The sequence below is a fragment of the Streptomyces sp. NPDC006997 genome (assembly GCF_040635175.1).
In the GTDB taxonomy this organism is placed as follows: Bacteria; Actinomycetota; Actinomycetes; order Streptomycetales; family Streptomycetaceae; genus Streptomyces.
On sequence record NZ_JBEYHH010000008.1, the window covers coordinates 69129 to 93673 of the forward strand.

Here is a 24545-nt window from a genome sequence, read left to right on the forward strand (position 1 = left end):
CCTCTGGCCTGCGGGGGCACCGGGCAGCGAGCCGCGCGCACTAGGCTGGGACGCTGCCCGGTCCCCGCGCACAGGAGTGAAATGGCCGTCAACCTGGTCAATGTCGAGAACGTCAGCAAGGTGTACGGCACCCGTGCCCTGCTCGACGGGATCTCCCTCGGTGTCTCGGAGGGGGATCGCATCGGCGTCGTGGGGCGCAACGGCGACGGCAAGACCACCCTCATCCGGATGCTCGCCAAGCTGGAGGACCCGGACACCGGCCGGGTCACCCAGTCCGGTGGACTGCGCATGGGCGTCCTCACCCAGCACGACTCCCTCGACCCGGAGGCGACGGTCCGGCACGAGGTCATCCGGGACCTGGCCGACCACGAGTGGGCCGGGAACGCCAAGATCAGGGACGTCCTCACCGGACTGTTCGGCGGGCTGGACCTGCCCGGGTTCCCGCAGGGCCTGGACACCGTCATCGGGCCGCTGTCCGGTGGTGAGCGGCGGCGGATCGCGCTGGCGAAGCTGCTCATCGACGACCAGGACCTGATCGTCCTCGACGAGCCCACCAACCACCTCGACGTCGAGGGCATCGCCTGGCTCGCCCGCCATCTGCGCGAGCGGCGGTCGGCGCTGGTGTGCGTCACCCACGACCGGTGGTTCCTGGACCAGGTCTGCACCCGGATGTGGGACGTGCAGCGCGGTGAGGTCTTCGAGTACGAGGGCGGCTACTCCGACTACGTCTTCGCCCGCGCCGAGCGTGAGCGCATCGCCGCCACCGAGGAGGCCAAGCGGCAGAACCTGGTCCGCAAGGAGCTGGCCTGGCTGCGGCGCGGGGCGCCCGCGCGGACCTCCAAGCCGCGGTTCCGGGTGGAGGCCGCCAACGAGCTGATCAAGGACGTACCGCCGCCGCGGGACAGCGGCGAGCTGATGAAGTTCGCCTCGTCCCGGCTGGGCAGGACCGTGTTCGACCTGGAGGACATCACCGTCCATGCCGGTCCCAAGGTGCTGATGAAGCACGTGACCTGGCACCTCGGCCCCGGCGACCGGATCGGCCTCGTCGGCGTCAACGGCGCGGGCAAGACCTCGCTGCTGCGGGCCATGGCGGACGCCGCGTCCAGCGAGGGCGAGCGGCAGCCCGTCGGCGGGCGGATCAAGGTCGGCAAGACCGTCAGGCTGGCCTACCTCTCCCAGGAGGTGGCCGAGCTGAACCCCGCGTGGCGGGTCCTGGAGGCCGTGCAGGCGGTGCGGGAGCGCGTCGACCTCGGCAAGGGGCGCGAGATGACCGCGGGGCAGCTCTGCGAGACGTTCGGGTTCGGCAAGGAGAAGCAGTGGACGCCGGTGGGGGACCTGTCCGGCGGTGAGCGGCGGCGGCTGCAACTGCTGCGGCTGCTGATGGACGAGCCGAACGTCCTCTTCCTCGACGAGCCCACCAACGACCTCGACATCGAGACGCTGACCCAGCTGGAGGACGTCCTCGACGGCTGGCCCGGCTCGATGATCGTCATCTCCCACGACCGGTTCTTCGTCGAGCGCACCACCGACCGGGTCTTCGCCCTGCTCGGCGACGGCACCCTGCGGATGCTGCCGCGCGGCATCGACGAGTACCTGGAGCGGCGCCGGCGCATGGAGGAGGCCGCCGCCGCGTCCTCACCGGTCGCCGCGGCCAAGCCCGCCACCACCGAGAAGAGCGCCGCCGACCAGCGCGCCGCGAAGAAGGAACTCCAGCGGATCGAACGGCAGTTGGACAAGCTCTCCGAACGGGAGACCAAGCTGCACGCCGCCATCGCGGAGAGCGCCACCGACTTCGCCAAGGTCGCCGGACTCGACGCCGAGCTGCGCGCGCTCGCCGGTGAGCGGGACGAACTGGAGCTGCGGTGGCTCGAACTCGCCGAGGACGCCTGATCCCGACGGGCGCGCCGCGCCCGCGGGGGTGCCGCCGCGCCCGCGGGGGCGCGCGTCGCGTGAAGGGGGCGTGAAGGCGCGTAACAAGGGCATCACGGGCCGGTCCTCCCTTGGGAACAGGGGTGGATACGGCCCGGTGCGCTGTCGGTGCCGGGTGATAGAAAGGGCCGTCTAGAGCTGGCTTACGACTGGCTAGAAATCAGTGAGGAACGGGGGAAGCCGCTGATGACGCAGCCGCCCAACCAGCCGCCGCAGCCGGGTGGTTTCGGAGCGCCGCAGGACCAGCCGCCGGGAGCGCCCGCGCCGGGCACGCCCGGTACGCCGCCCGGGGGTGGGTTCGGTGCGCCGACCCCGCCCCCTCCGGCCGGTCCGCCGCAGCCCGGGTACGGCTACCCGCAGCAGCCCGCGCCGTCCGGCCCGTACGCCCCGCCGGGGCCGTACCACACCCCCGGCCCGTACAACACGCCGGGGCAGGGCCCCTACGGGCAGCCGCAGCAGCCCGGGTACGGCTATCCGCAGCCGCAGTTCCCGGGCGCGCCCGGCACCCCGCCGCCCGGGGGCGGTTCGCGCGGCCCCTTCAAGGGCAAGTCCGCCGTCGTCATCGGCGCGGCCGTGGCCGTGCTGGTCGCCGCCGGGGCCACGGTGTTCGCGGTGACCAGCGGTGGCGACGACGACGGCAAGGGCAAGAAGAAGCCGGTCGCCCAGCAGACCGACGACGCCAAGCCCACCGACAGCGGCGCCCCGGTCAACCCCGGCGACGGCAGCGGTGACGGCGGCGAGGACCCCGAGAACCTCAACGAGGGCCGCCAGGCCGGCGAGGCCAAGGTCCTCTGGTACAAGGAGGCCCCGGACGCGCCCGGTTCCGGCGCCGACGCCGAGGGCATGTGGATCACCGACAAGACGGCGGTGAAGGCGGCGTACAAGCAGCTCTTCGCCTACGACGTCAGCAACGGCGCCCCCAGCTGGGACCCGATCACCTTCGAGCAGAAGATCTGCGCGACCACCGCGGAGAAGACGGCCGACGACAAGATCGTCGTCGCCTACATGAACGGCGCCAGCGACCGCGCCAAGTGCAACCAGCTCCAGGAGATCGACCTCGCCACCGGCGAGAAGGGCTGGACCGGCGAGGTCGCCGACGGCGGGCTCTTCGACAGCGCGCTCAGCGTCGAGCTGTCCATCACCGGCAAGACGCTGATGGTCGGCCGTTCCCAGTCCGGCACCGGGTACGACGTGACGACCGGCAAGAAGCTGTTCGACAAGGAGAAGTACGGCGACGCCTGCTTCCCCACCGCGTTCGCGGGCGGCGCCCGGCTGGTCGCCGTGTCGTCCTGCGGCGCGGGCACCGACAGCGAACACGACGAGGTGCAGGAGCTGGACCCGAGGACGGGGAAGGCCAAGTGGACCCGCGAGTTCGGCAAGGGGTGGCGGGTCGCCCGCACCTACTCCGTCGACCCGCTGGTGGTCTACAGCACCAACGAGGACAAGAAGCAGTGGAACATCTCCGCGCTCGGCGCGGACGGCTCCATCCGCTCCCAGGTCAGCGTCGACGAGGACTTCGCCCCCGAGTGCGGCTGGGCCATCCTCCAGCGTGACCTCACCGGCTGCCAGGGCGTCGCCGTCGACGACGACACGCTGTACCTGCCGACCGAGTCCACCGCCAGCGCCAACGAGGTCGTCGCGATCAGCCTCGCCAGCGGCAAGGAGAAGTGGCGCGTGAAGTCCCCGGCGGCCACCGCGATGCTGCCGCTGAAGGTGGAGGGCGGCAAGCTCGTCGCCTACGTCCAGGCGACGTACGACGGCGGTGGGCAGGTGGTGTCCATCCCGACGACGGGCGGCAGCCATGAGCCGACCAAGCTGCTCCAGAACCCGCAGGGCGCGGCGACGGTCGAACGCGGCTTCTTCTCCCGCGACGTGGACTGGGTCGACGGCCGCTTCTACATCTCCACGACCCGGCTGTCCGGGAACGACGACTCCAAGGAGAAGCTGATGCTTGCCTACGGCAAGTAGCCGCCCGTTCGTTCCCTGTACGGGTTTTTCCCCAGCCGTTCCGCTGTCCCTAGCTTCACGAGGTAACCGACGCCATGACCCAGCCGCCGCCCCCGCCGCCCAACCAGCCCCCGCAGGGGGGATTCGGTGCGCCCACCCCGCCCGGGGGGCAGCCGGGGTACGGGTATCCGCAGGTTCCGCCCACCCCGCCGACCGCGCCGCCCGCGGGGCCGCCCACGCCGCCCGCGCCGCAGCCCGGGTACGGGTATCCGGGGCAGCAGCCCAACCCCTATACCGCGCAGCAGCAGGGCGGGTACGCGTATCCGGGTGCCAGCACGGTGCCGATGCAGACGCCCGGGCCGCCCGGCAGCGGCGGGGGTGGGGGGAAGTTCAACGCCCAGGTCGTCATCATCGTCTCCGCGGTCGTGGCCATCGCGCTGATCGTCGGCGGGGGTGTCTGGTACTCCAAGTCCAGCGGCTCGGACGACGGGAAGAACGACACCGCCAGCAGCAACGGTGGCGGTGGCGGCGACGAGGGCGCGGACGGTGGCGACGGCAAGGGCACCTCGACCAAGGGGACCGAGAAGGTGCCCTCCGACCCGGCCGCCAAGGTGCTCTTCCAGGTACCGACGCCCAAGGTCGCCAAGGACGACAGCGTGGTGGTCGAGGGTTCCTGGCTGACCGACGACGTGTACGCCAAGAGCGGCATCGCCGAGATCGTCGGCTACGACCGCGACAAGGGCACCGAGAAGTGGACGATCCCGCTGTCCGGGCCGGTGTGTCAGGCCAGCCGGTTCAAGACCGAGGACGACCTGACCGCCGTCATCTTCCAGCCGGAGATGCCGGACAAGAACTCCTCCGCCGGGTGCACCCAGGTCGCGGCGATCAACCTCGACACCGGCAAGAAGCTGTGGGAGGAGACCGCGAAGACCGGTGACCAGCCGATCCGGTTCGACAACGTGACCGTCAGCGCGGACACCGTGGCCGTGGGCAGCACCAGTGGCGGTGCCGCCTTCGACATCAACTCCGGCAAGTCCCTGTGGGCCCCCAAGCCCGCGGACACCTGCTGCGACGCCGGGTACGGCGGTGGGCCGAAGCTGGTCGCCGTGCGCAAGTGCGGGCCCTACGACCAGCGGCAGCTGCACATCCAGACCATCGACCCGAAGTCCGGGAAGGTGATCTCCGAGTACAAGATGACCGAGGGCATCGAGTACGCGAGCGTCGTCTCGACGGAGCCGCTGGTCGTCGCCGCGGACGTCGGTGACTCCGCGGGGGACGGCAGCGGGATCTCGGACTTCTTCTCCATCGACAACAAGACCGGCAAGCTGCGCAACCGGATCTCCGCGCCGGGTGACACCTACGCCGCCGAGTGCGACGGCATCTCCCGGATCGAGGACTGCTCCGGGATCGCCGTCGGCAACGACCGGCTGTACCTGCCGACCGAGGAGCACGAGGGCAGCGGGGAGTCGTACAACCGGACCAACGAGATCGTCTCCTTCGACCTCGCCACGGGGAAGCAGACCGGACAGCGGGCGGACGCGGGCGACCGCTACACGATCACACCGCTGCGGATGGACGGCGGCAACGTGATCGCGTACAAGAGGCCGCCGTACGACAAGGGCGGGCAGATCGTCAGCATCGACGGGGAGACGTTCAAGGAGACCACGCTGCTGGAGAACCCGTCGACGGAGTCGGTGCAGCGGGTGGAGACCAGCATGTTGCCCGAGTACGCGGAGATCCTGTACTCGCAGGGGCGGCTGTACATGTCCGACGTGTACGCGAGTGCGTCCAGTTCGGGCGAGCGGGACTACCTCGTGATCGCTTTCGGTGCGGGGGTGTGAAAGGTTCGCCGGTAGGGGCAGCGCAACGCCGAGTGAGCGTGTAGCTTCCGGGAGCATGTCGGGAAGCTGACGTCGTGTCGAGTCGTGGGGGGCTGGCGGCGTCAGGGGGGCTTCCCGTGTGGACCTCCGGGCATCCATGGTGGGCGTCCGTTGGGGGGACTGGGGGGTTGCTCGATGGGAGTGCGGCTCATGGTGGTCGACGACCACCGTCTGCTGGCCGAGGCGCTGGCCTCCGCGCTGAAGCTGCGGGGGCACCGGGTGCTGGCCGCGGCGGCGCCCGCGGCGGGGGCGGCGGAGTTGGTCATCGCGCGGGCGCCTGAGGTGTGCCTGTGGGGGACCGCCATGCCCGCCGACGCCGGGGCGTTCGACCCGGTGCTGCGGATCAAGCGGGAGCGGCCGCAGGTGGCGGTGCTGGTGCTGGGGCCGGTGCCGAGCCCTCGGGGGATCGCGGCGGCGTTCGCGGCGGGGGCGGCCGGGTACGTGCGGCACGACGAGCGCATAGAGGGCGTCGAGCGGGCGATCATGAAGGCGCGGGCGGGGGAGGCGGCGGTGGCGCCGCTGTTGCTCCAGGGGGCGTTCAGTGAGCTGCTGAACCCGGCGGAGCAGCCGGACGACGAGGGGCAGCGGCTGCTCCAGATGCTGACGCCGCGGGAGGTGGAGGTGCTGGTCCGGGTCGCGGAGGGCGAGGACACCCGGCTGATCGCCGCGGGCATGGGCATCGCGCCGTCCACGGCCCGTACGCACGTCCAGCGCGTTCTGATGAAGCTGGGCGTCGGCTCCCGGCTGGAAGCCGCCGCCCTGGCCGCCCGCACGGGGCTCCTGGACCGCGCGTCCCACCCCGATGCCTGACGCCTGCGGCGGCCTGCTCGGCTCCGGTGGGTGGCGTGCGTGGCGCTGTCTGCCGGGTGGTGGGTCGGGGCCGCGCCGGGGGGTGTCCGTCCTCGGAACCGCGCGCCCTGTGGGTTCGGGGGTGTACGGGGTTTTCCGCGCGAACCACTGCGGGCGGACACCCCCCGACACGTCCCCTTCCGTCGTACGGCGACCGCGGCTCGTCGTCGGCTGACGCCCCAGCTGCGGGCAGCACCCCGCCAGCGCCGGGCGCGCGACCCACCTCCGGCAGCACCCACGCCGGGCACCAGGCCAGCGCCGGGCCGCGCAGCCCACCCGCCGCGCCAGTGACTACTCGCTCTCCTCCGGAGGAACCGGCGGGGGCGGAGCCGTAGGGCGTAGTTTCAGCCAGGTCAGGAAGAACAGGCCCAGGAGCAACATGCCCAGGCCGGTCCAGAGGTTGATGTTCACGCCCTCCGCCTTGTCGATGTCCGCGTCGGACGCCGCGATCCCGGCGATGGTCACGATGACGCCGTACAGGACGAACAGGACGCCGATGACGCGGCGGATGTCGAAGAGGCGGGCCGCGGTCGCGGACTTGCTCTGTAGCTCGGTGACCTCACGGTTGACGTCACGCTCGGAGTACTCGTGGTGCTCGGACATGGTCCTTCAAACTCCCCAGTCGGAACGTCGTCAGAACGAGAACGGGATGTAGCAGGCGGCAGCCAGCACCACCGCCCCCCACCCGAGCAGCGCGGGCCTGCGGTACCACGCGTCGTCGCCCTCGGCGGGCGGCTCCTCCATGCCGGGCGAGCGGGTGCCGTACACCAGCCCCTGGAGGTCGTCCGCGGGCTTCGGCGCGGTGAAGAGGCTGACCGCGAACATGACGACCGCACCGGCCACGAACCCGGCGATCGCGGAGACGAAGTTGGCGCCCTGGTCGGTGGGGATGTCGATGACGTCCTGCTTGTAGATGACGAAGTAGTTGACCATCGCGGCGGTCGTGCCCGCGAGCAGGCCCCAGAAGCCCGACTTCATCGACGCCCGCCGCCAGAACATGCCGATGATGAAGACCACGAACATCGGCACGTTGAAGAAGGAGAACAGCGTCTGGAGGTAGCTCATGATGTTGGAGAAGGACGACGCCAGGAACGCCGTGCCGATGGAGGCGAGGACGCCGACCGCGGTGACGAGGCGGCCGAAGCGGACGTAGTAGGTGTCCTCGCGGCCCCGGACGACGTACTTCGACCAGATGTCGTTGGTGAAGACCGTGTTGAAGGACGAGACGTTCGCCGCCATGCCCGCCATGAACGCGGCGAGGAGTCCGGTCACCGCGATGCCGAGGACGCCGTTGGGCAGCAACTCCCGCATGAGGTAGGGGATCGCGTCGTTGTACTGGTAGCCCGACTCCGGCGTGCCGAACCGGGGGACCAGGGCCGCCGCCACCAGGCCGGGGATCATGACGAGGAAGACGATGAAGATCTTCGGGTAGGCGGCGATGAGGGGGGTGCGCTGGCCCGCGGAGAGGTTCTTCGCGGAGAGGGCGCGCTGGACCTCCGCGAAGTTCGTCGTCCAGTAGCCGAAGGAGAGGACGAAGCCGAGGCCGAGGACGATCGTGAGCCAGTTGGCGCCGAGCGGGTTGTCGCTGCCGATGCCCGTACCGCCCCAGGCGGTCATGAAGTTGTCGCCCTTGCTCGCGGTGAGGGTGTCGGAGAGGCCGTCCCAGCCGCCGACCCTCTTCAGGCCGAGGATGGAGAGGGGGATGAGCGCGGCGAGGATGACGAAGAACTGGAGCACCTCGTTGTAGATCGCCGAGGAGAGGCCGCCCAGGGTGATGTAGGCGAGGACGAAGAACCCGGCGACGACGATCGAGACCCACTCCGGCCAGCCGAGCAGGGCCTCGACGACGATCGCCAGCGCGTAGAGGTTGACGCCCGCGATGAGGATCGCGGCGAAGGCGAACAGGATCGAGCTGAGCAGGTGGGCTCCGCGGTCGAAGCGCAGGAGCAGGAACTCGGGGACCGAGCGGACCTTGGAGCCGTAGTAGAACGGCATCATCACCAGGCCCAGGAAGACCATCGCCGGAATGGCGCCGATCCAGTACCAGTGGGTCGTGTAGACGCCGTACTGCGCGCTGTTGGCGGCCATGCCCAGGATCTCGGTGGCGCCCAGGTTGGCGGCGATGAACGCCAGGCCGGTGACCCAGGCCGGCAGTGAGCGGCCCGAGAGGAAGAAGTCCAGGCTCGTCTTCACCGAGCGGCGGGCCGCGAAGCCGATGCCCAGGACGGCGACGAAGTAGATGCCGAGGATCAGGTAGTCGAGCCAGTTGGTGGAGAGCCGTAGCTCCGCGGCGAGGGTGGTGGGGGCATATGTGGGGGTTTGCATATGTACTCGCTTCGTTGCGCGAATAGATACAGGGCGGAACCTACGCCTCCGCGTTTAGTAATTGAACACTTCCGTTGGTCGTCTTTGTTTGATTGTGATGTTGACGGTTCTGGTGGGTTGTGTTTCGATGTGTGCGTTTCTGTTTGAAGGATGGCGGGAGTAGCGGTGAAGAAGACCTCGACCCGGCTGGCCGACGGTCGTGAGCTGATCTATTACGACCTGCGCGACGACGCCGTGCGGGACGCGGTCGACCTGCGTCCGCTGGAGCCGACGGTCACCACCTCCGAGATCCGGCACGACGTGCTGCTGGGGGACGCCGTCGCCGTCGCCTCGCACCGGCAGGGGCGGACCTACCACCCGCCCGCGGACGAGTGCCCGCTCTGTCCCACGCGGGGGGAGCGGCTGAGTGAGATTCCCGAGTCGTCGTACGACGTGGTCGTCTTCGAGAACCGGTTCCCCTCTCTCGCCGGGGACTCCGGGCGGTGTGAGGTGGTCTGCTTCACCTCCGACCACGACGCCTCCTTCGCCGCTCTGAGCGAGGAACAGGCACGGCTGGTGCTGGACGCCTGGACCGATCGCACCGCCGAGCTGTCCCATGTGCCGTCCGTCGAGCAGGTGTTCTGCTTCGAGAACCGTGGCGCCGAGATCGGCGTCACCCTCCAGCACCCCCACGGGCAGATCTACGCGTACCCCTTCACCACGCCCCGCACCGCCCTGATGCTGCGCCAGGTCGCCGCCCACAAGGAGGCCACCGGCGGGGCGAACCTGTTCGACGCCGTGCTGGAGCGCGAACTCGGCGGGGAGCGGGTCGTCCTCGCGGGTGAACACTGGGTCGCCTTCGTGCCGTACGCCGCGCACTGGCCGTACGAGGTCCACCTGTATCCGCGGCGCCGGGTGCCCGATCTGCTGGGGCTCGACGAGGCCGCGCGTACAGAGTTCCCCAAGGTCTATCTGGAACTGTTGAGGCGGTTCGACCGGATCTTCGGGGAAGGTGAGCCTCCCACGCCGTACATCGCCGCCTGGCACCAGGCGCCGTTCGGGCAGTTGGAGGGGTTCGACGGTGTCAGCCGGGACGACTTCGCGCTGCACCTGGAGCTTTTCACCATCCGCCGGACCTCCGGCAAGCTGAAGTTCCTCGCGGGCTCCGAGTCCGGCATGAACGTGTTCATCAACGACGTGCCGCCGGAGCGCGCGGCCGAGCGACTGCGAGAGGTGGCTAGTCCATGAGCGGGAAGTACCTGGTGACCGGCGGGGCGGGGTACGTCGGAAGTGTCGTCGCCCAGCACCTGCTGGAGGCCGGGCACGAGGTGGTCGTCCTCGACAACCTCTCCACCGGGTTCCGGGAGGGCGTGCCGGGCGGCGCCACGTTCGTCGAGGGGGATATCCGCGACGCCGCCAAATGGCTGGATCCGTCCTTCGACGGGGTGCTGCACTTCGCCGCCTTCTCGCAGGTCGGCGAGTCCGTCGTACGGCCCGAGAAGTACTGGGACAACAACGTCGGCGGGACCATGGCCCTGCTCGGCGCCATGCGGGACGCGGGCGTACGGCGGCTGGTGTTCTCGTCGACCGCCGCGACCTACGGCGAGCCCGAGCGGACGCCCATCAAGGAGACCGCGCCGACCGCGCCCACCAGCCCCTACGGCGCCTCCAAGCTCGCCGTGGACCACATGATCAGCAGTGAGGCCGTGGCCCACGGGCTGGGCGCGGTGTCGTTGCGGTACTTCAACGTGGCGGGGGCGTACGGGGAGTTCGGGGAGCGGCACGATCCCGAGTCGCATCTGATCCCGCTCGTCCTCCAGGTCGCGCGGGGGCGGCGGGACGCCATCTCCGTGTACGGCGACGACTACCCGACGCCGGACGGCACGTGCGTGCGGGACTACATTCACGTGGCCGACCTGGCGGAGGCCCATCTGCTGGCGCTGACGGCGGCCCGGCCCGGCGAGCACCTGATCTGCAACCTCGGCAACGGCAACGGCTTCTCCGTGCGGGAGGTCGTCGAGACCGTGCGGCGGGTGACGGGGCATCCGGTCCCCGAGGTCACCGCCCCGCGCCGGGGTGGCGACCCGGCCGTCCTGGTCGCCGCCGCCGAGGTGGCCCGGGAGCGGCTCGGGTGGCGTCCGTCCCGTACGGACCTCACGGACATCGTCGCGGACGCGTGGGCCTTCGCGCAGCGGCGCGGCAAGTAGCAGGCTGGCAGTTCAGGAGCAGGGAGAGGGCGAGGGTTGATGAGCGTCGACACGGCGGCCGAGGTCGCTGAGGGGTTCACACGGCTGTACGGGGGTGCGCCGGACGGGGTGTGGGCCGCGCCCGGCCGCGTCAACCTGATCGGGGAGCACACCGACTACAACGACGGCTTCGTGATGCCGTTCGCCCTCCCGCACACCGCGGTCGCCGCCGTCTCACGGCGGGACGACGGCGTGCTGCGGCTGCACTCCGCCGACGTCGCCGGCGGCGTCGTCGAGTTGCGCGTGGACGCCCTCGCGCCCGGGTCCGACCGGGACTGGACCGCGTACCCGGCCGGTGTGGTGTGGGCGCTGCGGGAGGCCGGGCACGAGGTGACCGGGGCCGACGTCCATCTGGCCTCCACCGTCCCGGCGGGCGCGGGGCTGTCGTCCTCGGCGGCCCTGGAGGTCGTGGTCGCGCTCGCGCTCGACGAGCTGTACGGGCTGGGGCTGCGGGGGTGGCAGCTCGCGCGGCTGTGCCAGCGGGCCGAGAACGTGTACGTCGGCGCGCCCGTCGGGATCATGGACCAGACCGCCTCCGCCTGCTGCGAGGCCGGGCACGCGCTGTTCCTGGACACCCGTGACCTGTCCCAGAGGCAGATCCCCTTCGACCTCGCCGCCGAGGGGATGCGCCTGCTCGTCGTCGACACCCGCGTCAAGCACTCCCACAGCGAGGGTGAGTACGGCAAGCGCCGCGCGGGCTGCGAGAAGGGCGCCGCCCTGCTCGGCGTGGACGCCCTGCGGGACGTCCCCTACGCGGAGCTGGACGCGGCCCTCGATCGGCTGGGCGACGAGGAGGAGGTGCGTCGTCTGGTGCGGCACGTGGTGACCGAGGACGAGCGGGTGGAGCGGGTCGTCGGGCTGCTGGAGGCCGGCCGGACGCGTGACATCGGGCCCGTCCTGGTCGAGGGGCACGCCTCCCTGCGGGACGACTTCCGGATCTCCTGCCCGGAGCTGGACCTCGTCGTCGACACCGCCCTGGCCGCGGGTGCCCTCGGCGCCCGGATGACCGGCGGCGGCTTCGGCGGCTCGGCGATCGTGCTGGCGGAGGCGGCCGACGTGGACGGCGTCACCAAGGCGGTCCGGGAGGCGTTCGCGGCGGCCGGGTACACCGAGCCGCGGGTGTTCGAGGCGGTGCCCGCGGCGGGGGCGCGGCGGGTGAGCTAACCGAGTCTCTTGGTGAGGGTGTACTCCGTGACGCCCGGCGGGTAGTCCTCGATCGCGCAGACGACGGTGTAGCCCTGCCTGGTGTAGAAGCCGGGGGCCTGGAAGTCCCAGGTCTCCAGGCGGGCCGCCGTGCAGCCGCGTTCGGTGGCGGCGCGGTGCTCGGCCTCGGTGAGCAGCCGGGAGCCGAGGCCGCGGCCCCGGTGGCGGCCGTCCACCCAGAGCAGGTTGACGTGCAGCCAGGCCGTCCAGGTGTAGCCGACCAGGCCGCCCGCGAGGGTGCCGTCCTCGTCCATGATCCACACGTGCAGCGGCCGGTGTTCCTCGGCCGGGGTGCCGCGCAGCGCCCGCAGGACCGGTGAGAGCGTGGAGTTGGTCTCCCGGAGCCGGGTGCGGAGCAGATCACGTCGGGCCTTGTCGACTTCTGTCTCCAGACGGAACATGCGGCACACCATAGACGTGTCAGACGGCCAGTTCTGTGAATTTCCTTCCCCTCGCGGCCCCCGTCCGTACTCTGATGAACAGCGCCGGTGGGGGCCGGTGCTGTTCAGGGGGCGAGACACGTCGGGTACGACGCCCGAAGTGGGGGTAGCAGTCTCCGCACGGCGGCGGCCGTGTGGCTGCGGCGACCCTTTCCCGGGGAAGTGGCTCAGGAGAACCGGGAGCTTCGAGTGTCGTACCCGCACCGGTCGCGGCTCCCGACGATGGGGTGATCCCCTGCTCATGGAGAGCTTGGGGAAGGGGGTTTCGTGGTTCGCATCCGAGTCCTGGTCGTCGACGATCACCGCATTTTCGCGGAGTCGCTCGCCGCGGCACTGGCCGCCGAGCCCGATGTCGACGTGTCCGCGGCCGGGAGCGGTCCCGCCGCGCTGCGCAGTCTGGAGCGGGCGGCCGCCGAGGGGCGCCGGTTCGACGTCCTGCTCGTCGACGCCGACCTGGGTGGCACGGTGCCGGGGGCGCGGCCCGCCGCCGTACCGGTGCGGGAGGGCGGTGAGGACGGACTCGTCGACGGGTTGTCGCTGGTCGCGGGGGTGCGGTCCGCGCAGCCCGGTGTGCGGATCGTCGTACTCGCCGAGCGGGACGACGCCCGGCGGGCGGCGCTGGCGCTCCAGGCCGGGGCGTCCGGCTGGGTGGCGAAGGACTGCTCGCTGTCCCGGCTGCTGACGGTCATACGGGGCGTGCTGCGCGACGAGACGCACCTGCCGCCCGCGCTGCTCACCGGGGTGCTGCGGGAGCTGACGGCCGCGCGCAAGCACCGCACCGAGAGCGAGCGGCTCGTGGAGTCGCTGACACCGCGGGAGCGGGAGGTGCTGCGCTGCATGGTGGCGGGGCTGGGGCGCAAGGCGGTCGCCGAGCGCCTGTACCTGTCCCCGCACACCGTCCGCACGCATATGCAGAACGTCCTCGGCAAGCTGGGCGTCCACTCCACCCTCGCGGCGGTCGCGCTGGCGCGGCGGGCGGGTGTGGGGCCGGTCGACCTGGGGCCGCCGGGGCGGATCGGTCCGCAGGAGAGCAACAGCGCCTGAGCGGTGGCCCGGCTCGTGGGCCGGGTCCGGGTCAGCCCGGGATGTTGTCGAACGGTGCCGTCAGTTGGCGCAGGAGTGCCGCCAGTTCGGCGCGCTGGGCGTGGGACAGCTCGGCGAGGATGGCGCGCTCCTGTGCCAGCAGGCCCGCCAGCGCCTGGTCGGCGCGGTCCTGCCCCTCGGGGGTCAGGCGGACCAGCACACCGCGCCGGTCGCTCGGGTCGGGCAGCCGTTCGACCAGGCCCTTCTTGGTCAGGCGGTCGATGCGGTTGGTCATCGTGCCGGAGGTGACCAGGGTCTGGGTCAGCAGCTGTCCGGGGGAGAGCTGGTACGGCGTTCCGGCGCGTCTGAGCGCGGTCAGCACGTCGAACTCCCAGGGCTCCAGGCTGTGCTCGGCGAACGCCAGCCGCCGGGCACGGTCCAGGTGCCGGGCCAGCCTGCTCACCCGGCTGAGGACCTCTAGTGGTTCCACGTCGAGGTCCGGGCGCTCCCGGCGCCACGCCGCGACCAGCCGATCGACCTCGTCCTCCATAGCGATCAGTGTAGTGGTTGTGTCGACGTGAAGTCTCTTGACGTCAAGATACCTGGGTCGTCAGTCTGGTCGTATGACGACGACCACCGCCTCCGGCTGGGATCCCGCGCAGTACCTGCGCCACGCCGGCCACCGCGCCCGCCCCTTCGTCGACCTGCTGGCCCGCGTCCCGGACCTGCCCGGTGACCCGCCGGTCGTCGCCGACCTCGGCTGCGGCCCCGGCAACGCCACCGCGCTCCTGGCCGACCGCTGGCCCGGCGCCCGCGTCACCGGCTACGACAACTCGCCCGAGATGCTGGCGCGCGGCCGGGCCGACCATCCCCGGCTGGCCTTCGCGGAAGCCGACGCCCGGACCTGGACGCCCGCGCCGGGCTCCCACGGCCTGATCATCAGCAACGCGACCCTCCAGTGGGTGCCGGGGCACGTGGACCGCTTCGCCGACTGGATCGCCGCGCTGGTACCCGGCGGCACCCTCGCCTTTCAGGTGCCGGGCAACTTCGACGCCCCCAGCCACCGCCTGATGCGCGAGCTGACCGGGTCCGCCCGCTGGCGCGACCGCCTCGCCACCGCCCTCCGCCACGACGACGCCGTCCACACCCCCGAGGCGTACCTGGCCCACCTCACCGCCCTCGGCTGCGCGGTGGACGCCTGGGAGACGACGTACGTCCATCTGCTGACGGGGGACGACCCCGTCCTGGACTGGGTGAAGGGCACGGGCCTGCGCCCGGTCCTCGCCGCCCTCGGCGACGATCCGCAGGCCCGCGAGGCGTTCCTCGCCGAGTACCGGGCCGCCCTGCGCGCGGCGTACCCCGCGGGGCGGTACGGCACCCCGTTCCCGTTCCGCCGGGTGTTCGCGGTGGCGCGGAAGGGCGGTGCCGTGTGATCAGGGGGTGCGGCCGAGGTGGGTGACGAGGATGTGGATCTCCTGGTCCTCGATGACGTACAGCACTCGGTAGCCGCCGACGCGCAGGCGCCGGATGTTCACGCCGTACGCGTGGGAGTTGACTGGCCGGGGTGCCTCGGCGAGGGCGTCGACAGCTTCGTAGACGGCGGCGAGGTCCTGTGCGTCGTCCTTGAGGAAGCGGACCGCCGCGTTGGTCGCGGCAGGCTCCCAGATGATGCGGTAGGTCACGGACGCAGCCCCAGAATGCGTCCGACCTCCTCGTGGGGAATGCCTTCCCCGAGCGTGCCCTCAGCCTTGCGCCGCTGGTAGTCAGCGACGGCGAGGGCGTCCTCAAGATCCTCTATCACTTGAGGTGAGACGAGCAGCGCGGCCACGTGGCCGTGGTCGGTGAGGGCGATGGTCTCCCGGCCGTGGGCCGCGCGGCGGACCAGGTCACCGAGCTGGGAGCGGGCAGCGCTGATCGGGATCTCAGTCATGCGCAGATGGTTACACAAGAGGTATGTTGTGTGCACTTCCTAGCTCTTGCGCCGCCCTATCAGGTGAGGCTTCGCCTCCAGGCCGTCCAGGCCGTGCCAGGCCAGGTTGACCAGGTGGGCCGCCACCTCCGCCTTCTTCGGGCGGCGGACCTCCAGCCACCACTGGCCGGTCAGGGCGACCATGCCGACCAGGGCCTGGGCGTAGAGGGGGGCCAGCTTGGGGTCGAAGCCGCGGCTCTTGAACTCGCGGCCGAGGATGTCCTCCACCTGGGTGGCGATGTCCGAGATGAGGGACGCGAAGGAGCCCGTGGACTGGGGGATGGGGGAGTCGCGGACCAGGATGCGGAAACCGTCCGTGTACTCCTCGATGTAGTCGAGGAGGGCGAAGGCCGCCTGTTCGCAGAGTTCCCGGGGGTGCCCGGCCGTGAGGGAGCTGGTCACCATGTCCAGCAGGCGGCGCATCTCGCGGTCCACCACCACCGCGTACAGCCCCTCCTTGCCGCCGAAGTGCTCGTACACCACCGGCTTGGACACCCCGGCCTTCGCCGCGATCTCCTCCACCGACGTGCCCTCGAAGCCCTTCGCGGCGAAGAGGGTGCGACCGATCTCCAGCAGCTGCTGGCGGCGCTCGGCACCGGTCATCCGGGTGCGACGCGCACGCCGCGGCTTCTCATTGCTTGGGGTGCTGCTGGAGTCGGTCGCCACGCCGTCAATCATGCCGCCTCGGCGGTCGCCTTCCGGCGGCGGGCGCCGTCTTCCTCCGCGGTGCGGCGGGAATCGATACGCGAGCGTGACGGCCAGCGCACGTCGTACGCCCAGCCCAGCTTCTCGAACCAGCGGATGATCCGCGCCGAGGAGTCGATCTGGCCGCGCTCCACACCGTGCCGCGCCGACGTCGGGTCGGCGTGGTGCAGGTTGTGCCAGGACTCCCCGCACGACAGCACCGCCAGCCACCACACGTTGCCCGAGCGGTCCCGCGACTTGAACGGCCGCTTGCCGACGGCGTGGCAGATCGAGTTGATCGACCAGGTGACGTGGTGCAGGAGGGCGACGCGGACCAGCGAGCCCCAGAAGAAGCCGGTGAACGCGCCCCACCAGGACATCGTCACCAGACCGCCGACCAGCGCGGGCAGGGCCAGCGAGACGACCGTCCAGAGCACGAACTGGCGGGAGACCGCACGCAGCGCCGGGTCCTTGATCAGGTCCGGCGCGTACTTCTCCTGCGACGTCTGCTCCTCGTCGAACATCCAGGCGATATGGGCCCACCAGAGGCCCTTCATCAGCGCCGGGACCGTCTCGCCGTACCGCCACGGCGAGTGCGGGTCGCCCTCGGCGTCGGAGAACCTGTGGTGTTTGCGGTGGTCGGCGACCCAGCGGACCAGAGGCCCCTCGACCGCCATCGAACCCGCGACGGCCAGCGCGATCTTCAGCGGCCGCTTGGCCTTGAAGGAACCGTGAGTGAAGTGACGGTGGAAACCGATGGTGATGCCGTGACATCCGAGGAAGTAGAAGAAGACCAGCAGACCGAGGTCCAGCCAGCTCACACCCCACCCCCACGCCAGCGGCACGGCCGCGACCAGCGCGAGGAACGGCACGGTGATGAACAACAGCAGCGCGAACTGCTCGACCGAACGCTTCTGCTCACCACCCAGGGTGGCGGGGGCCAGGGTGTCGTCGGCCCCCTTCGGGGCTTCTTCGATCACATCGGAGCTTGAGGTCATATGCGGCGTCCCTGTGGGATCAGTGGTTGAGGCGGGTGCCGGGCAGCGGAACCGCGCTTGCTCCCTACGGTTCCGTAACCTACGGCGTCGTAAGTATGGCAGCGCGTCGCCCGGCGGCAAGAGCCCGTGAGCCTGCGCGTCCCACCCGCCACCTATCCTGGTGTCGGTCGGACAGCGCGGTCCGCTCTGTTTACTTCCCGGATGTCCGGTCCGTATGCGGCACCCGCCGTACGGCGGTCACCCGGGTTCCCCTCCAGCCGAGCTTCAGACGAGCTTCAACACTGCAAGGAGCCGCACCTGTGAGCAGTGCCGACGACCAGACCACGACGACCAGCAGCGAACTGCGCGCCGACATCCGCCGACTGGGTGACCTCCTGGGAGAGACCCTGGTACGGCAGGAGGGCCCGGAGCTGCTGGACCTCGTCGAGAAGGTACGCCGACTCACCCGAGAGGACGGCGAGGCCGCCGCGGAACTGCTGCGCGGCACCGAACTACAGACCGCGGCCAAGCTGGTCCGCGCGTTCTCCACCTACTTCCACCTCGCCAACGTCACCGAGCAGGTGCACCGCGGCCGGGAACTGCGCGAACGCCGCGCCGCCGAGGGCGGACTGCTCTCCCGCACCGCCGACCGGCTCAAGGACGCGGACCCCGACCACCTGCGCGAGACGGTCCAGCACCTCAACGTCCGCCCGGTGTTCACCGCCCACCCCACCGAGGCCGCCCGCCGCTCCGTCCTCAACAAGCTGCGCCGTATCGCCGCCCTCCTCGACACGCCCGTCCTGGAGTCCGACCGGCGCCGCCACGACACCCGGCTGGCCGAGAACATCGACCTCGTCTGGCAGACCGACGAACTGCGCGTCGTCCGCCCCGAGCCCGCCGACGAGGCCCGCAACGCCATCTACTACCTCGACGAACTCCACGCGGGCGCCGTCGGCGATGTCCTGGAGGACCTCACCGCGGAACTGGAACGCGTCGGCGTCAAGCTCCCCGACGACACCCGCCCCCTCACCTTCGGCAGCTGGATCGGCGGCGACCGCGACGGCAACCCCAACGTCACCCCGCAGGTCACCTGGGACGTCCTCATCCTCCAGCACGAACACGGCATCAACGACGCCCTGGAGATGATCGACGAACTGCGCGGCTTCCTCTCCAACTCCATCCGCTACACCGGCGCCACCGACGAACTCCTGGAGTCCCTCCAGGCCGACCTGGAGCGCCTGCCGGAGATCAGCCCCCGCTACAAGCGCCTCAACGCCGAGGAGCCCTACCGGCTGAAGTCGACCTGCGTCCGCGAGAAGCTCGCCAACACCAAGAAGCGCCTCGCCCAGGGCACCCCGCACGAGCCCGGCCGCGACTACCTCGGCACCAGCGAACTCCTCCACGACCTGCGGATCATCCAGACCTCGCTGCGGGAGCACCGCGGCGGCCTCTTCGCCGACGGCCGCCTCGCCCGCACCATCCGCACCCTCGCCGCCTTCGGCCTCCAGCTCGCCACCCTCGACGTCCGCGAACACGCCGACGCCCACCACCACGCCCTCGGCCAGCTCTTCGACCGGCTCGGCGAAGAGTCCTGGCGCTACGCCGACATGCCCCGCGACTACCGCGCCAAGCTGCTCGCCAAGGAACTGCGCTCCCGCAGACCGCTCGCCCCGACCCCGGCGCCCGTCGACGCGGCCGGGGAGAAGACCCTCGGCGTCTTCGAGACCGTGAAGAAGGCCCTGACGGTCTTCGGGCCCGAGGTCATCGAGTCGTACATCATCTCCATGTGCCAGGGCGCCGACGACGTCTTCGCCGCCGCCGTCCTCGCCCGCGAGGCCGGGCTGATCGACCTGCACGCCGGCTGGGCGAAGATCGGCATCGTGCCGCTGCTGGAGACCACCGACGAGCTGAAGGCCGCCGACACCATCCTGGAGGACATGCTCTCCGACCCGTCCTACCGGCGCCTGGTCGCGCTGCGGGGCGACGTCCAGGAGGTCATGCTCGGCTACTCCGACTCCTCCAAGTTCGGCGGCATCACCACCAGCCAGTGGGAGATCCACCGCGCCCAGCGCCGGCTGCGCGACGTCGCCCACCGCTACGGCGTACGGCTGCGCCTCTTCCACGGCCGCGGCGGCACCGTCGGCCGCGGCGGCGGCCCCACCCACGACGCCATCCTCGCCCAGCCCTGGGGCACCCTCGAAGGCGAGATCAAGGTCACCGAGCAGGGCGAGGTCATCTCCGACAAGTACCTCATCCCCTCCCTGGCCAGGGAGAACCTGGAACTCACCATCGCCGCCACGCTCCAGGCGTCCGCCCTGCACACCGCCCCCCGCCAGTCCGACGAGGCCCTCGCCCGCTGGGACGCCGCGATGGACGTCGCCTCCGACGCCGCCCACGCCGCCTACCGCCGACTGGTCGAGGACCCCGACCTGCCGACGTACTTCCTCGCGTCGACGCCGGTGGACCAGCTCGCCGACCTGCACCTGGGCTCCCGGCCCTCCCGCCGCCCCGGCTCCGGCGTCTCCCTCGACGGACTGCGCGCCATCCCCTGGGTGTTCGGCTGGACCCAGTCCCGGCAGATCGTCCCCGGCTGGTTCGGCGTCGGCTCGGGACTGAAGGCGCTGCGCGAGGCCGGGCTCGACACCGTGCTCGACGAGATGTACGAGCGGTGGCACTTCTTCCGCAACTTCGTCTCCAACGTCGAGATGACCCTCGCCAAGACGGACCTGCGGATCGCCCAGCACTACGTCGACACCCTCGTCCCCGACGAGCTGAAGCACGTCTTCGACACCATCCGCACGGAGCACGAGCTGACCGTCCGTGAGGTGCTGCGCATCACCGGCGAGGACGAACTGCTCGACGCGCAGCCCGTGCTGAAGCAGACCTTCACCATCCGCGACGCCTACCTCGACCCGATCTCCTACCTCCAGGTCGCCCTGCTCAAGCGGCAGCGCGAGGCCGCCGCCTCCGGCGCCGAGGCCGACCCGCTGCTCGCCCGCGCCCTGCTGCTCACCGTCAACGGCGTGGCGGCGGGCCTGCGCAACACCGGCTGACACCAGACACGGCGGTGCCCCCGTGCTGTACGTACGAGCACGGGGGCACCGCCGTCTCCGGGTTCACCCGGAGGAACTAGCCCTGCTGCGCCTTCCGGCGACGGAACGCCAGGAAACCGCCCGCCGCGACGAGCACCGCGGCGACCCCGGAGAGCAGGCCCACCGGGGCACCGCTGCCGGTCTCGGCCAGGTTCCCGTCCTCACCCTGCGCCGACGGAGCCGACGACGGCGAGGCGCCCGGGGCGACCTCCTCGCCACCGGACTCACTGGCGGACGGGGACGAGGACGGGGACGGGGAGGCCGTCGTACCGCCACTCTCGGACGCCGAGGCGGACGGCGTCGGCGACGACGAACCGCCGCCCTCCTCGTCGTCCTCGCAGTCGGTCCAGAACACCTTGTGCTTGGCCGAGCCGTGCTCGCCCTCGAAGTTCCAGAACAGCTTGTAGTGACCGTCGGCCAGCGACAGGTCCTCGGTACGGCCGTGACCCGCCTCGTCGAGGGTGATCGCGCCGGACTCCACCGTCTCGCCCTTGACGCCGGCGGACGGCGCCCAGGCCTCGATGTGCCAGTCGACCTCCTGGACACCGTCGAAACCGAATGCGTCCAGGTAGAAGGTGCACACGTGCGGCTCGTTCTGGCGCTGCTCCTCACCAGTGACCGCATCGTGGATCTTGACGGTGCCGTTGTCACCGGGAGCGGTGGCGAGTGCGACGGGAGCCGCGAGCAGGACGGCGGAGGACGCGGCGGTGAGGAATACACCGGCGCGGGAGAGGGTACGCATGAGTCAACCCATCTTCTGTTGCCTATGGGGAAGATGTGAGGGGGGTGGCGGTTTAGCATCCGTCACCGGACGGCCGTGGGTCAATCACGAACAGGAAACGCTCGAATGATCCACAGTCACGGAATTCGGACAGTCACCCTCAGACCGCCACGTAAGCGGCGGTGAGGAGCGCGGTCCCCGCCCCCGCCAGCACCCACGCCAGCCGGGTACGCCGCAGCCCGCCGGCCACCACCACCGACGCCAGCAACAGCGCACCGCCCAACGGCACCCACGCGTACAGCACCCCGGCCGGACCCGACCGCACCGCCTCGGCGCCGCCCGGCTTCACCACGACGTCATAGGTACGGCCCTTCTCCACGGCCACGGAATCCTCGACGGCCACCTCACCGCGCCGGGCGACCGCACCCCCGTCCCCCGTGAACGCGCCGCGGCACCACCCGTCGTCGCACCGCTCCACCGTCACCGTGCCCGACTCCCGGCCCTTGGTGAGCATCACGTACTGAGCGGTCCCCCAGGACGCCCACACGCCCGCGGTCAGGATCAGCGCCGCGACGACCCCCGTCGCCGCGAGCCGTCCGAACCGCAGCGCGGTGGCAGCGCCCTGGCTCGACAAGACGGCGTTCGGCATGGCCGAGATCCTTGGCCATGCCTGCACGAGCAGTCAACTCGAACGTGGGGGAGCACGGGACAAGTCACGAGTTGTACGTACTCTGCGCCCGCTCCAGACCCTCGATCACCAGACACTCCACCGCGTCCGCCGCCCGGTCCACGAAGTAGCCCAACTCCTTGCGCTCCGCCGACGAGAAGTCCCTCAGCACGAAGTCCGCCACCGGCATCCGCCCCGGCGGACGCCCGATCCCGAACCGCACCCGGTGGTACTCCGCGCCCATCGCCTTCGTCATCGACTTCAGACCGTTGTGCCCGTTGTCCCCGCCGCCCAGCTTCAGCCGCAGCGTCCCGTAGTCGATGTCCAACTCGTCGTGCACCGCCACCACCTGCGCCAACGGCACCTTGTAGAAGTCCCGCAACGCGTTCACCGGCCCACCCGACAGATTCATGTACGACATCGGCTTCGCCAGCACCACCCGCCGGTTCCCCGGCCCCGGCGGACCGATCCGGCCCTCCACGACCTGCGCCTGCGCCCGGCCCGCCCGCTTGAACCGGCCCCCCACCCGCTCCGCCAGCAGATCCGCCACCATGAACCCCACGTTGTGCCGGTTCCCGGCGTACTCCGGCCCGGGATTGCCCAGCCCCACGATCAGCCACGGGGCGCTGGCATCGGTCGTCACGTCCATCTCTCCTCGGATACGCGCCAGCCGCTGCCCCGCCGGACGGCGGAACAGCGGCTGACGAAACAGCGAAGGCGGTACGGATCAGGCCTCGGCGGGCGCTTCGCCCTCGGCACCCTCCGCGGCCTCCTCGGCCTGGGCGGCCAGCACCTGGAGGACCACCGTGTCCCCCTCGACGCCCAGCGAGACACCGCTCGGCAGGGCGATGTCCTTGGCCAGGACGGACGCACCGGCCGCCAGACCCTCGACCGACACCGTCACCTGCTCCGGGATGTGGGTCGCCTCGGCCTCGACCGGCAGCGCGTTCAGCACGTGCTCCAGCAGGTTGCCACCGGCGGCCAGCTCGCCCTCGGTGACGACCGGGATCTCGACGTTGACCTTCTCGCCCCGCGTGACCAGCTGCAGGTCGACATGGACCAGGAAGCCCTTGATCGCGTCCCGCTGTACGGCCTTCGGGATCGCCAGCTCGTTGCCCTTGCCGTCGATGTCCAGCGCGATCAGCACGTTCGGGGTACGCAGCGCCAGCAGCAGCTCGTGACCCGGCAGGGTCAGGTGCAGCGGGTCGGAACCGTGGCCGTACAGCACACCGGGAACCTTGTCGGCGCGACGGATACGACGGGCGGCGCCCTTGCCGAACTCGGTACGAGTCTCGGCGGACAGCTTCACCTCAGACATGATCACTCCTCGTAGAACATCAGAGACGGACGTGGTCACCCGGCCACGAACGGCCTGCTACGAAGAGCGCGTCGATAACGGACCGCCGTACATCCGTGCCACACACGGACCACGGCCTCCCTCGCCGAGCAACCCCAGCAGGATACCCGGCGCGGAAGGCCGCAGAAAAATCGATCAAGCAGACAGCGCGCTAGCGGTGTCTCACTGCTCGTCGAACAGGCTCGTCACCGAACCGTCCTCGAACACCTCGCGCACCGCGCGCGCGATCGTCGGCGCGATCGACAGCACCTTGATCTTGTCCAGGTCGCTCGCCACCTCACCCGGCGTCGGCAGGGTGTTGGTGAACACGAACTCGCTGACCCGCGAGTTCTTCAGCCGGTCCGCCGCCGGACCCGACAGCACACCGTGCGTCGCCGTCACGATCACGTCCTCCGCACCGTGCGCGAACAGCGCGTCCGCCGCGGCGCAGATCGTGCCACCCGTGTCGATCATGTCGTCCACCAGGACACAGATACGGCCCTCGACGTCACCCACGACCTCGTGCACGGTGACCTGGTTCGCCACGTCCTTGTCCCGCCGCTTGTGCACGATCGCCAGCGGCGCGCCCAGCCGGTCACACCAGCGGTCGGCCACCCGCACCCGGCCCGCGTCCGGCGAGACGACGGTCAGCTTGTCCCGGTCCACCTTGGCGCCCACGTAGTCCGCCAGCAGCGGCAGCGCGAAGAGGTGGTCGACCGGCCCGTCGAAGAAGCCCTGGATCTGGTCGGTGTGCAGATCCACGGCCAGGATCCGGTCCGCACCCGAGGTCTTCATCAGGTCCGCGATCAGACGGGCCGAAATCGGTTCACGGCCACGGTGCTTCTTGTCCTGCCGCGCGTAACCGTAGAACGGCACGATGACCGTGATGGAGCGGGCCGACGCGCGCTTCAGCGCGTCGATCATGATCAGTTGCTCCATGATCCATTGGTTGATCGGAGCCGTGTGGCTCTGGATCACGAAGCAGTCCGCACCACGCGCGGACTCCTGGTACCGCACGTAGATCTCGCCGTTGGCGAAGTCGAAGGCCTTCGTCGGGACGACCCCGACTCCCAGCTGGTGGGCGATTTCCTCGGCAAGCACGGGGTGGGCGCGGCCGGAGAAGAACATCATCTTCTTCTCGCCGGTCGTCTTGATCCCGGTCACAGCACTGTCTCCTCAGAGGTGTCGCAGCTGGGTGTCGACACGGCGGACCGGCGGCGGGCCGGAAGCCGTCTCAGCTGGTGGGGTGCGGTTGTGCACTTATCACGGTACGCCGTC

General features: G+C 70.6%; 23 protein-coding genes. 10 read left to right on the forward strand and 13 right to left on the reverse strand.

The annotated features are described in order from the left end of the window. Window positions 1–81 precede the first annotated feature (81 nt). The 4 genes from ABZ659_RS10235 to ABZ659_RS10250 all read left to right on the forward strand — a co-directional run bounded on the left by ABZ659_RS10235 (window position 82) and on the right by ABZ659_RS10250 (window position 6566). Complete coding sequence (locus ABZ659_RS10235) at window positions 82–1890, forward strand: ABC-F family ATP-binding cassette domain-containing protein (RefSeq protein ID WP_360215914.1); 1809 nt, start codon at window positions 82–84, stop codon at window positions 1888–1890. 225 nt (window positions 1891–2115) lie between these two features. After that, window positions 2116–3897 (forward strand): PQQ-binding-like beta-propeller repeat protein, encoded by a 1782-nt coding sequence (locus tag ABZ659_RS10240; protein ID WP_360215917.1) that lies wholly within the window; start codon window positions 2116–2118, stop codon window positions 3895–3897. A gap of 74 nt (window positions 3898–3971) precedes the next feature. Further along, complete coding sequence (locus ABZ659_RS10245; RefSeq protein WP_360215920.1) at window positions 3972–5717, forward strand: PQQ-binding-like beta-propeller repeat protein; 1746 nt, start codon at window positions 3972–3974, stop codon at window positions 5715–5717. Window positions 5718–5891: 174 nt separating this feature from the next. Continuing rightward, window positions 5892–6566, forward strand: coding sequence for a LuxR C-terminal-related transcriptional regulator (locus ABZ659_RS10250; protein ID WP_360215923.1), 675 nt, complete (start codon window positions 5892–5894; stop codon window positions 6564–6566). A gap of 330 nt (window positions 6567–6896) precedes the next feature. On the opposite strand, the gene ABZ659_RS10255 is transcribed toward ABZ659_RS10250, so the two are convergent. Both ABZ659_RS10255 and ABZ659_RS10260 read right to left on the reverse strand, forming a co-directional pair. Continuing rightward, complete coding sequence (locus ABZ659_RS10255; RefSeq protein ID WP_360215926.1) at window positions 6897–7208, reverse strand: hypothetical protein; 312 nt, start codon at window positions 7206–7208, stop codon at window positions 6897–6899. A gap of 30 nt (window positions 7209–7238) precedes the next feature. Further along, window positions 7239–8930, reverse strand: a complete 1692-nt coding sequence (locus ABZ659_RS10260) for a sodium:solute symporter family protein (protein WP_360215929.1) — start codon at window positions 8928–8930, stop codon at window positions 7239–7241. A 165-nt stretch (window positions 8931–9095) separates the two neighbouring features. Between ABZ659_RS10260 and galT the strand changes: the two genes are divergently transcribed. The 3 genes from galT to galK are packed head-to-tail and all read left to right on the forward strand — an operon-like array spanning window position 9096 to window position 12319. Then, window positions 9096–10157: a galactose-1-phosphate uridylyltransferase gene (gene galT, locus ABZ659_RS10265; protein WP_360215932.1), complete on the forward strand. Its 1062-nt coding sequence runs from the start codon at window positions 9096–9098 to the stop codon at window positions 10155–10157. Beyond that, window positions 10154–11116 carry a UDP-glucose 4-epimerase GalE gene (galE, locus tag ABZ659_RS10270; RefSeq protein WP_360215935.1) on the forward strand — a complete coding sequence of 321 codons (963 nt, stop codon included), beginning with the start codon at window positions 10154–10156 and terminating at the stop codon, window positions 11114–11116. The genes galT and galE overlap by 4 nt, the downstream gene beginning before the upstream one ends. 39 nt (window positions 11117–11155) lie before the next feature. Continuing rightward, on the forward strand, window positions 11156–12319 hold the full coding sequence (galK, locus tag ABZ659_RS10275) for a galactokinase (protein WP_360215938.1): 1164 nt from the start codon (window positions 11156–11158) through the stop codon (window positions 12317–12319). Here galK and ABZ659_RS10280 read toward each other — a convergent pair. Continuing rightward, window positions 12316–12771 carry a GNAT family N-acetyltransferase gene (locus tag ABZ659_RS10280; protein ID WP_360215941.1) on the reverse strand — a complete coding sequence of 152 codons (456 nt, stop codon included), beginning with the start codon at window positions 12769–12771 and terminating at the stop codon, window positions 12316–12318. The two genes, galK and ABZ659_RS10280, sit on opposite strands and share 4 nt — an antisense overlap. A gap of 294 nt (window positions 12772–13065) precedes the next feature. On the opposite strand from ABZ659_RS10280, the gene ABZ659_RS10285 reads away from it, so the two are divergent. Further along, complete coding sequence (locus ABZ659_RS10285; RefSeq protein ID WP_360215944.1) at window positions 13066–13842, forward strand: response regulator transcription factor; 777 nt, start codon at window positions 13066–13068, stop codon at window positions 13840–13842. 31 nt (window positions 13843–13873) lie between these two features. On the opposite strand, the gene tamR is transcribed toward ABZ659_RS10285, so the two are convergent. Next, the gene (tamR, locus tag ABZ659_RS10290; RefSeq protein WP_360215947.1) at window positions 13874–14371 is read right to left on the reverse strand and encodes a MarR family transcriptional regulator TamR; all 498 of its coding nucleotides are present in this window, start codon (window positions 14369–14371) and stop codon (window positions 13874–13876) included. A 73-nt stretch (window positions 14372–14444) separates the two neighbouring features. Between tamR and ABZ659_RS10295 the strand changes: the two genes are divergently transcribed. Beyond that, the gene (locus tag ABZ659_RS10295; protein ID WP_360215950.1) at window positions 14445–15254 is read left to right on the forward strand and encodes a trans-aconitate 2-methyltransferase; all 810 of its coding nucleotides are present in this window, start codon (window positions 14445–14447) and stop codon (window positions 15252–15254) included. On the opposite strand, the gene ABZ659_RS10300 is transcribed toward ABZ659_RS10295, so the two are convergent. Genes ABZ659_RS10300 through ABZ659_RS10315 form a run of 4 tightly spaced genes read right to left on the reverse strand, consistent with a single transcriptional unit; the run spans window position 15255 to window position 17472 of the window. Continuing rightward, window positions 15255–15503, reverse strand: a complete 249-nt coding sequence (locus ABZ659_RS10300) for a type II toxin-antitoxin system RelE/ParE family toxin (protein WP_360215953.1) — start codon at window positions 15501–15503, stop codon at window positions 15255–15257. Continuing rightward, window positions 15500–15751, reverse strand: a complete 252-nt coding sequence (locus ABZ659_RS10305) for a type II toxin-antitoxin system Phd/YefM family antitoxin (protein WP_360215956.1) — start codon at window positions 15749–15751, stop codon at window positions 15500–15502. Before ABZ659_RS10305 ends, ABZ659_RS10300 begins: the two co-directional genes overlap by 4 nt. Window positions 15752–15790: 39 nt before the next feature. After that, complete coding sequence (locus ABZ659_RS10310; RefSeq protein WP_360215959.1) at window positions 15791–16468, reverse strand: TetR/AcrR family transcriptional regulator; 678 nt, start codon at window positions 16466–16468, stop codon at window positions 15791–15793. Further along, a complete protein-coding gene (locus ABZ659_RS10315) occupies window positions 16465–17472 on the reverse strand; it encodes a fatty acid desaturase (RefSeq protein WP_360215962.1) in 1008 nt (335 codons plus the stop codon). Before ABZ659_RS10315 ends, ABZ659_RS10310 begins: the two co-directional genes overlap by 4 nt. A 299-nt stretch (window positions 17473–17771) precedes the next feature. Here ABZ659_RS10315 and ppc point away from each other — a divergent pair, with 299 nt between their 5' ends. Then, on the forward strand, window positions 17772–20504 hold the full coding sequence (gene ppc / locus ABZ659_RS10320) for a phosphoenolpyruvate carboxylase (protein ID WP_360215965.1): 2733 nt from the start codon (window positions 17772–17774) through the stop codon (window positions 20502–20504). A gap of 76 nt (window positions 20505–20580) precedes the next feature. Here the strand turns inward: ppc and ABZ659_RS10325 are convergent, their stop codons facing one another. The 5 genes from ABZ659_RS10325 to ABZ659_RS10345 form a co-directional block, all read right to left on the reverse strand. Continuing rightward, on the reverse strand, window positions 20581–21285 hold the full coding sequence (locus ABZ659_RS10325; RefSeq protein WP_360215968.1) for an LPXTG cell wall anchor domain-containing protein: 705 nt from the start codon (window positions 21283–21285) through the stop codon (window positions 20581–20583). Window positions 21286–21424: 139 nt separating this feature from the next. Next, window positions 21425–21913, reverse strand: coding sequence for a hypothetical protein (locus ABZ659_RS10330; RefSeq protein ID WP_360215971.1), 489 nt, complete (start codon window positions 21911–21913; stop codon window positions 21425–21427). Window positions 21914–21977: 64 nt separating this feature from the next. Further along, window positions 21978–22580: an aminoacyl-tRNA hydrolase gene (pth, locus tag ABZ659_RS10335; protein ID WP_360215974.1), complete on the reverse strand. Its 603-nt coding sequence runs from the start codon at window positions 22578–22580 to the stop codon at window positions 21978–21980. Between the two features lie 78 nt (window positions 22581–22658). Beyond that, window positions 22659–23249: a 50S ribosomal protein L25/general stress protein Ctc gene (locus ABZ659_RS10340; RefSeq protein ID WP_360215977.1), complete on the reverse strand. Its 591-nt coding sequence runs from the start codon at window positions 23247–23249 to the stop codon at window positions 22659–22661. Between the two features lie 201 nt (window positions 23250–23450). Then, on the reverse strand, window positions 23451–24431 hold the full coding sequence (locus ABZ659_RS10345) for a ribose-phosphate diphosphokinase (protein WP_360215980.1): 981 nt from the start codon (window positions 24429–24431) through the stop codon (window positions 23451–23453). Window positions 24432–24545: the final 114 nt, after the last annotated feature.